Origin of the sequence: Bradyrhizobium sp. (assembly GCF_049512235.1) — a bacterium.
GTDB lineage: Bacteria > Pseudomonadota > Alphaproteobacteria > Rhizobiales > Xanthobacteraceae > Bradyrhizobium.
The window spans coordinates 1-2,916 of the sequence record NZ_JBEKXH010000751.1 but is presented as its reverse complement, the minus strand read 5'-3'; the positions used below and the strand labels follow the sequence as shown (position 1 = coordinate 2,916).

General features: G+C 64.1%; 3 protein-coding genes. 2 read left to right on the top strand and 1 reads right to left on the bottom strand.

Annotated features, from left to right (window positions below; genetic code table 11):
* Positions 1–222 precede the first annotated feature (222 nt).
* A complete protein-coding gene (gene istA, locus ABSG20_RS34855) occupies positions 223–1,722 on the top strand; it encodes an IS21 family transposase (protein ID WP_423868971.1) in 1,500 nt (499 codons plus the stop codon).
* The gene (istB, locus tag ABSG20_RS34850) at positions 1,722–2,450 is read left to right on the top strand and encodes an IS21-like element helper ATPase IstB (RefSeq protein WP_423868970.1); all 729 of its coding nucleotides are present in this window, start codon (positions 1,722–1,724) and stop codon (positions 2,448–2,450) included. Before istA ends, istB begins: the two co-directional genes overlap by 1 nt.
* 136 nt (positions 2,451–2,586) lie before the next feature.
* Here istB and ABSG20_RS34845 read toward each other — a convergent pair.
* Positions 2,587–2,916, bottom strand: a 330-nt coding sequence (locus ABSG20_RS34845) for a transposase (RefSeq protein WP_423868969.1), incomplete at its 5' end; no start/stop codon positions are given.

The window sequence follows — 2,916 nt, the reverse complement described above, 5'->3', positions numbered from 1 at the left end:
GCGCGCACCGCCGCCTCCAACATCGGGCGCATATTCGCGTTGGACTCCACCATCGGGTCGCGCTGATCAAGGGCGGCCAGCTTGCTCCACAATGCGACTGTAAAATCGCTTGCAATAGTGACCCCCTGAGGGGCGGTTTTCGCGTGCAATAACGACCCCCCTCCGACGTTGTGTGTCAGCGTCCTTCCTTTGGCCCAGATCGGCCGGGAAGGGCTGATGGGGATGTTTGGGGTGGACAAGATCGGGGAGATACGGCGCGCTTATTTCGAGCAGGGACGGTCGATCAAGGAGATCGTTCGGACGCTTTCGGTGTCGCGCTCGACGGTTCGCAAGGTCGTGCGTGGCCGGCAGACCGAGTTCAAATACGCGCGGGACGTTCAGCCTACGCCGAAGTTCGGCGAGTGGGTCGAACCGCTGATTGAGATTCTGGAGATCGAGTCCAAGCTGGCCAAGCGCGAGCGTCGCTCGACACAACGACTGTACGAGGAACTGCGCGGGCGCGGCTACAACGGCGCCCATGACAGCGTGCATCGGTTCGTGAAGTCCTGGCGCGAGGAACGTGCGCGCGTTCCCGTGCATGCCTACGTGCCGATGAGCTTTGCACCAGGGGAAGCCTATCAGTTCGATTGGAGCCACGAGACGATCACGCTCCAGGGGCTGCCGCTGACGGTGAAGGCGGCGCATATGAAGCTTTCGCACAGCCGAATGCCGTTCGTGCGCGTCTATTTTCGCGAGACCCAGGAGCTGGTGTTCGACGCCCACGACAAGGCGTTCCGGTTTTATGGCGGGGTCTGCCGACGCGGCATCTACGACAACATGAAGACCGCGGTGGAAGCGATCTTCGTGGGCAAGGCGCGCCGCTACAACGCCCGCTTTCTGCAAATGTGCTCCCACCATCTGATCGAGCCGGTGGCCTGCACGCCGGCGTCGGGCTGGGAGAAAGGCCAGGTCGAGAACCAGGTCGGCAATCTGCGCGACCAGATGTTCCGCCCCAAGCCGCGGGTGAAAAGCCTGGACGAGTTGAATGCGTGGCTCGAAGATCAATGCATCGCCTACGCCAAGCGAATGCCGCATCCCGAGTTCAAGGATCGCACGATCTGGGAGCTGTTCGAGGACGAGCGCGCGAGCCTGATGGAGCTTCGCGGTCCCTTCGACGGCTTCGTCGAAAAGGCGGTCAGGGCGAGCACGACCTGCCTCATCATGGCCGACCACAATCGTTACAGCGTCGACGCCCGCGCCGCCGGGCGAATGGTCCTGGTGCGTTCCCACGCCGAGCGCATCGTCGTGCTGCTGGGTGAGGAAGTTGTCGCCGATCATCCGCGCAATTTCCAGCGCGACAAGATCGTCTACGACCCCTGGCATTACCTGCCGGTGCTGGTGAAGAAGCCCGGCGCCCTGCGCAATGGCGCGCCGTTCAAGGACTGGGATCTGCCGGTCGCTCTGACGCAAGTGCGCGCCAAGCTGAAGCCGCACGCCGACGGCGATCGTCAGTTCGTCAAGATTTTGGGCGCGGTTCTCGATCACGGGCTCGGGGCGGTCGAGGCGGCCTGCGCCGAGGCGCTGGAGGCGGGCTTGGCCAGCGGCGACGTGATCCTGACCGTGCTGGCGCGCCGGCGCCAGCCTGCGCCGCCGCCCAGCATCACCACCCCGGACGCCCTGCGCCTGAAGATCGAACCCGCGGCCGATTGCAGCCGCTACGACCGCATAAGGAAAATCGCCTGATGGAGCGCCATGAGATTCTCGAGGCGATGGGCGAACTCAAGCTGTACGGCATGCGCGCCAGCTTCGACGAGGTCGCCGGCAAGGGCATCGCCCGGCGCGACGAGCTTTACCCGCTGATCGCCAGCCTGATCCGCGCCGAGCGCACTCACCGGCAGGCGCGTTCGATCAGCTATCGCATCGCCGGCGCCAAGTTCCCGGTCCTCAAGGACCTCGATAAGTTCGTCTTCGCCGATACCCCGGTCGACGAAGGCCAGGTGCGCGAACTCGCCTCCGGCGCCTTCCTCGACGCCAAGCGCAACGCGATCTTCATCGGCGGAACCGGCACGGGCAAGACTCATCTCTGCATCGCCGTGGCCTCGGCGGTCATCCGCGCCCGCGCCCGAGGGCGCTTCTTCAATCTCGTCGATCTCGTCAACCAGCTCGAACAGGAAAAGGCCGCCGGCCGTTCGGGTCGCCTGTCGGAAAACCTGCTGCGCTACGATCTCATCGTCATCGACGAGTTGGGCTATCTCCCGTTCAGCCAGCCCGGCGGCCAATTGCTGTTCCACCTCATCAGCAAGCTCTACGAAAACACCTCGCTGCTGATCACGACCAATCTCGCCTTCGCCGACTGGCCGCAAGTGTTCGGCGACGCCAAGATGACGACCGCCATGCTCGACAGGCTGACCCACCACTGCGACATCGTCGAGACCGGCAATACGAGTTGGCGGTTCAAAAACCGCTCCTGAGGAAGCCTTCTGCCGTTTGCGACAGGAGCCCGTCCCGCGCCCCGCCCGAGGGCGGGGAAAATTTTTCGCGCGCCGCCGCTGCCGCTCCTCCGGTCGGGCTACGCCCTCCCTCCGTCGCGGCAGCGGCGGCGCATTCTCATCCTGATTGTCGCGAGCCCGTCTTCAGCGCGTGTTCACTCCGACAAGGGGGGTCGTTATTGGACGCGAAAAGGGGTCGCGTTTGGACGCGATTTGACAGGGATATTGCGGTCAGAGCGGTTGCGATGGCGTCGGCGACGGCGTTGAGGGAACGGGGTGCGGCCTTTCGCACGAGGCCCTTCAGTTTGGCGAAGACTTGCTCGATCGGATTGAGATCGGGCGAGTATTTGGGGAGGAACAGCAGGTGCGCGCCGACGGCGCGGATGGCCCGTCTGACCGCCTTTCCTTTGTGCGATCCGAGATTGTCGAGCACGACGATGTCGTTGGG

Excerpts from the sequence above, each read along its gene's own strand:
- istB (WP_423868970.1), top strand. The coding sequence starts at position 1,722 with ATGGAGCGCCATGAGATTCTCGAGGCGATGGGCGAACTCAAGCTGTAC.
- istA (WP_423868971.1), top strand. The coding sequence starts at position 223 with ATGTTTGGGGTGGACAAGATCGGGGAGATACGGCGCGCTTATTTCGAG.